Origin of the sequence: Candidatus Igneacidithiobacillus taiwanensis, assembly GCF_031962545.1 — a bacterium.
Taxonomy (GTDB): domain Bacteria; phylum Pseudomonadota; class Gammaproteobacteria; order Acidithiobacillales; family Acidithiobacillaceae; genus Igneacidithiobacillus; species Igneacidithiobacillus taiwanensis.
In genome coordinates this window covers 1-4,452 of record NZ_JAVRKK010000164.1, presented here as the reverse complement: position 1 = coordinate 4,452, position 4,452 = coordinate 1, and the positions used below count along the sequence as shown (strand labels likewise).

Annotated in this window: 5 protein-coding genes and 1 pseudogene; 1 reads left to right on the top strand and 5 read right to left on the bottom strand. The window is 57.8% G+C overall.

Annotation, left to right across the window (positions count from 1 at the left end):
• The first annotated feature begins 159 nt into the window (after positions 1-159).
• Positions 160-852, top strand: coding sequence for a response regulator transcription factor (locus RTI30_RS12905; RefSeq protein WP_312263429.1), 693 nt, complete (start codon positions 160-162; stop codon positions 850-852).
• Here RTI30_RS12905 and RTI30_RS12900 read toward each other — a convergent pair.
• From RTI30_RS12900 to RTI30_RS12880, 5 genes and pseudogenes are all read right to left on the bottom strand, one after another.
• Positions 837-2,225 carry an alkaline phosphatase D family protein gene (locus RTI30_RS12900; RefSeq protein ID WP_312263430.1) on the bottom strand — a complete coding sequence of 463 codons (1,389 nt, stop codon included), beginning with the start codon at positions 2,223-2,225 and terminating at the stop codon, positions 837-839. The genes RTI30_RS12905 and RTI30_RS12900 overlap by 16 nt on opposite strands.
• A 19-nt stretch (positions 2,226-2,244) precedes the next feature.
• Entirely contained in the window at positions 2,245-2,961 is a 717-nt protein-coding gene (locus RTI30_RS12895) for a TonB family protein (protein WP_312263431.1), read from the bottom strand.
• Positions 2,962-2,966: 5 nt separating this feature from the next.
• Positions 2,967-3,356 (bottom strand): biopolymer transporter ExbD, encoded by a 390-nt coding sequence (locus RTI30_RS12890; protein WP_312263432.1) that lies wholly within the window; start codon positions 3,354-3,356, stop codon positions 2,967-2,969.
• A gap of 3 nt (positions 3,357-3,359) precedes the next feature.
• A complete protein-coding gene (locus tag RTI30_RS12885; protein WP_312263433.1) occupies positions 3,360-4,034 on the bottom strand; it encodes a MotA/TolQ/ExbB proton channel family protein in 675 nt (224 codons plus the stop codon).
• Positions 4,035-4,084: 50 nt separating this feature from the next.
• Positions 4,085-4,452: pseudogene (locus RTI30_RS12880) on the bottom strand (hypothetical protein); the annotation flags it as partial.

The following is a 4,452-nucleotide window of genomic DNA, read 5'->3' as shown; positions in this document are numbered from 1 at the left end:
TACAACGCCGAACGGCCACACCATCGACTCGGACAGAAACCACCGCTATCCTTCCTCCTCCAACATCTACCACAGTGCCAAAGGTGGTGGACGCATACACTGGATTGTTTCCCTGACTTGTTTCAGTATTGTTTCGGACTCTTCAAAAAAGCGTGAAGCATGGCGGTTGTACTCCTGGTGGATGACGATTTGCGTTTGTCGCAGATGCTCAAGGGCTACCTCGAGAAGGAGGGCTTTGGCGTATTGCTGGCAGGCAACGGACAAGAAATGTGGCAGCAACTGCAGACCGGTAGCGTCGATGTCATCGTTCTCGACTGGATGCTGCCGGGGGGCAAAGACGGCATTTCCCTGATTCGCGAGTTGCGCGCTAAGAAGGCGCCGCCAGTTTTGATGCTCTCCGCCCGGGGTGAGGACGAGGACCGCATCATGGGGCTCGAAAACGGGGTGGACGACTATCTCGCCAAGCCTTTCAATGCTCGGGAGCTGCTGGCGCGTCTGCGTGCGCTCTTGCGTCGCCAAGGACGCGAGGAGCCCTCGCCACAATTGCAATTCGGACCCTTTCGCCTGGATATGAGCCTGCGCCGGCTCTATCTCAACGATCAGGAGCAGGAAATCAACCCTGCCGAGATGGAGTTGCTCCTGGTGTTTGCCCAGCGTCCGCGCCGCATTCTTAGCCGCGATACCCTGCTACAGATTCTGGGCGGCGAAGAGGAAGGACGCTTCGATCGTAGCATCGATGTGCGGGTTACGCGGCTGCGCAAGATCATTGAAGAAAATCCTCGTCAGCCCCGTTACCTACTTACCGAGCGCGGCGTTGGTTATCGCTTCGAACCGGGTCAAGCGGATTCGTAACCCAAATCCTGTCCACTGATGCGGTGTTGCCACAGGACACGTCCTTGCGAGTCTTTACAGCGAACCAAAAGGTGTCGATCCATCCCTTGTCCCTGAAATGTGAGAGAGCAGTAATTGCGCTCCTCGACCAAAGTCCCGGGAACGCGGTAGGGATTGTGATCGCCCTTGGCGGGCCCAGAGTTGAGGGGAGAACTGGTGATTTCCCAGAGAGGGTAGTCGTGTTTGCCGCTATAGCGCGGGCGCGGGCGGCGCATGAGCTCGGAAATGTGACGATCACCTGACAAGAAAATCACCCCGCGAATCTGATTGTCTGCCAGCCAGTCAAGGAATTCTTGTCGCTCCTCTGGGTATAGATTCCAGCCCTCGTAAGCATCATCGTCGTTTAGCATTTGTCCGCCTGCAGCAATGAATTTGAAGCGGGCATGGGAGCTCAACAAGGCATTTTTTAACCAGTCCAGTTGTGGCTTGCCAAACATGACCTTGCCGCGGGATGCTGCCGCAGCATCAGCATCTCGGTACCAGCGATCGTCTAGCAGAAAAAAGTCGGCATCGTAGACCGATTGCTGGGTGAAGACGCCGGGCGTGCCGGGTAGGCCGAAGCTGGGGTTGGGCCAATAGGCCTGGAAGAGGCGTAGTGCCGCTTCTTTGAACACGAAACTGCTGTCGCTGTCGTTGGGGCCGTAGTCGTGGTCGTCCCAAATGGCGATCTGTGGAGTGCTATTGAGAAAGCGCTGCAGCGGTGCAAAAGCACGATCAGACCAGTAGCGCAGGGCCATTCCGGCAGGGCTCGCGAAGTCGGCTTCACGAAAATATAGGTTATCGCCCAGCCAAATCATGAGATCTGCCTGTTCTCGACGCATGGGTTCGTAGATTTCGTAGCCGCCGCCGTAGGGTTTTCCCGGACGATCATAGCGAGGATCGTTGATATAGGCGCAGGACCCCGTCAAGACCGTGAAGTCGGGCGCTGGCGAGCGAAACTTCCAGAGAATTGGGGTTCGCAGGAGAGGCCCAGAGCTGGGCAAGCCTTGATCGTTGAGGAGGATTTGAGTCTGATAGCGGGTATCCGGTTGTAATTCGTCGAGGACGATACTGGCGGTATAGAAGTTCCCCGCGTCGGTCTGCACCGTCTCGCTGTGCCGTATCGGGCCCTTGCCATCCAACGCCTGGTAGCGGACTTGCACTTTGGCCGGACCGAAGGTTTGCAGCCAGATGCTCGCCGAACGGTAGGCCGGATAGCCGAGCATCGGACCGGCATGGAGGCTGCTTGCCGAAGCCGGGAGATCCATGGCCCGAAGCGGTATGGGACAGATTCCCGCGCCACCCAGAACGAGGCTTTTGCGCAGGAACTCGCGACGTTGTATCAGGTTCTGCATATATGTCTCCGTCTGTCGATCAGTCGTTGTCGTGCAAGACGAACTCTACCCAGAGCTCCAACTGGTAGACTTTGCCACGCAACTCTGCCGGAACCGGCGGCAACTGGGCCGAGCGAACGGCAGCCAGTGCGGCGCTGTCGAAAGCCTCCATACTGCCTTTCTGCAAGATCCGTAAGCCACTGATCTGACCGTTTTGCAGGGTAAAGGCAACCTGCACGCGGCCGCCCTGGCCTAGCATCCGCGCCGCGTCGGGAAAGTGGACGGCGGCCTGAATAGCCCCCTTGACCTGCGCCAGGTAGTCGGCCTTGACCGCAGGATTGACCGGAGCGGGAGGTGGCGGCGCCGGTGGCACCACGGGTGCCGGTGGGGCTTGTACGGGGCTTGGCAACGGGCTGGGCGGCAACACTTCCTTGACTGGTGCTGTTTGTGGCGCCGGGCGCGGCGTTGGTCGTGGCACCGGCTTGGGTACGGGTTTGGGCGTTGGTTTTGGGGTCTCCTTCACCTTTACCGGTTTGGGTGTTGGGGGCGTCGGCTTAGGCGTTTCTGGCTGTATCAACTGTAGCTGCATGGGCGGCAGCGCCGCCGGTGGCGGCGGCTGCCGTTGCTCGCTCTCCCACACCACCGCGCCGATGAGGAGAACCTCTGCGCCGATGGCCAGAGCGAGCGCCAGTGCTTTTTTCGGTCGCGGCTGCTGCCCCTGCAGGATGACCGAGAGGGCGCGAAGATCGGTGCTCATTTCCTTCAGTTCCCTTTTGCGGCCATACCGATGGCGGTAACGCCCGCTTGTCTGCAGGCATCCATTACCTTGATCAGGGCCTGGATATCGGCGGTCTTCTCGGCCGCAATCGTCACCTGGGTCGCCGCCGGATCGTGCGCCCGCAGCGCGTTGGTGAGCTCTGATAGACTCACCGTTTTCCCATTCATCTCTACATGGCCATCAGCGTAAAGGTTGAGCACGACCTTGGGCTTGGGCAACTGCTGGGCGGTACTCGAGCCCGGCAGGTTGGACGGCAGCCCCTTGTCGGGGATCATGTGGATCGTGATCATGATGAAGAAAATCAGCAAAAACAGCATGATATCAATCATCGGGATGATCTCGACCCGCCCTTTTTTTACCTCTAGGTACTGCATGGCTCAGGCCTCCTGGGCGGCGTAGTACACTGGCTTGGCAGCGTCGACACTGTTACTTACGTGTTGCAACCCCTCCAGACGGTTGGTCAGCATGGTGCGCAAGGTTTCCATTTGATGGACTACCAGGCGCATGCGGTTATGCAGCCCGTTGAAGGTGACCAAGCCGATGATGGCGATGACCAGACCCGACGCTGTTGCCAGTAATGCCTCCGCAACATTGCCGGTAATGGCCGTGGGGTTGTTGCTGACGTTGTCGAGGACCTGGAAGGCGTGGAACATACCGATGATGGTTCCCAAAAGACCCAGAAGCGGGGCAAGAGTGACCGTGGTGTCGAGAATCCACAAGCCACGATCGAGAGTCGGCACCTGGCGCATCACGGTTTCTTGGAGAATGTCCGATAGGCGCGCGCTGTCGCGTAACTGTGGGTAACGCACTGGCACTTCCAATAGCGCCTTGAAGGGAGCGGGAGTACTGTCTGCCAGCTCTTTTAGTTGCGGACCCTGCAAGTTGGGGAGAGCGTCGATGGCCTGTGCAGTTTGTTCCCCAAGATGGGTCATACGATTCAGGTAGAGAAAGCGTTCAAAGCTCACCCAGAGTACGATAAAAAGCAGAATAGGCATCAAATACAGCACACCGCCGCTTTCTGCGGCAATTTTTGCGAGTTCACCGAGATTCATCGAACTGTCCTTGCGTATGCGGGCCGCCGCAGCGGCCCAATTGGGATGACTTAGAAAGTGGCATCGAGACCTGCGTAGACATTGAACGGCAGATTCAACTTTTGGTACGGGTTGCTGCTGCTACCGGTGTACGACTGAATGAAACGCCGATCGAACAGATTGTTGAGATGGAGAGAGGCGGTAACTTTCTTGAACCCAAGCCGTTCTCCCAGGGGTGCGTTACGGAAGGTATACTGCAGGCTCATGTTGCTGTAGAAACGGCTCCCCAAAGGCAAGAATTTGCCGCCCAAATTGTAGTACGAGTTACCCATTTCATTGAAGGAGATGTATGCGTCCACCACCTTTGGCACTGTGGTAGATGTTGGAGGAGGAAGGATAGCGGTGGTTTCTGTCCGAGTCGATGGTGTGGCCGTTCGGC

Bases quoted from the DNA above. Each gene is read 5' to 3' on its own strand.
- RTI30_RS12905 (WP_312263429.1), top strand. From the start codon at position 160: ATGGCGGTTGTACTCCTGGTGGATGACGATTTGCGTTTGTCGCAGATG.
- RTI30_RS12900 (WP_312263430.1), bottom strand. From the start codon at position 2,225: ATGCAGAACCTGATACAACGTCGCGAGTTCCTGCGCAAAAGCCTCGTT.
- RTI30_RS12895 (WP_312263431.1), bottom strand. From the start codon at position 2,961: ATGAGCACCGATCTTCGCGCCCTCTCGGTCATCCTGCAGGGGCAGCAG.
- RTI30_RS12890 (WP_312263432.1), bottom strand. From the start codon at position 3,356: ATGCAGTACCTAGAGGTAAAAAAAGGGCGGGTCGAGATCATCCCGATG.
- RTI30_RS12885 (WP_312263433.1), bottom strand. From the start codon at position 4,034: ATGAATCTCGGTGAACTCGCAAAAATTGCCGCAGAAAGCGGCGGTGTG.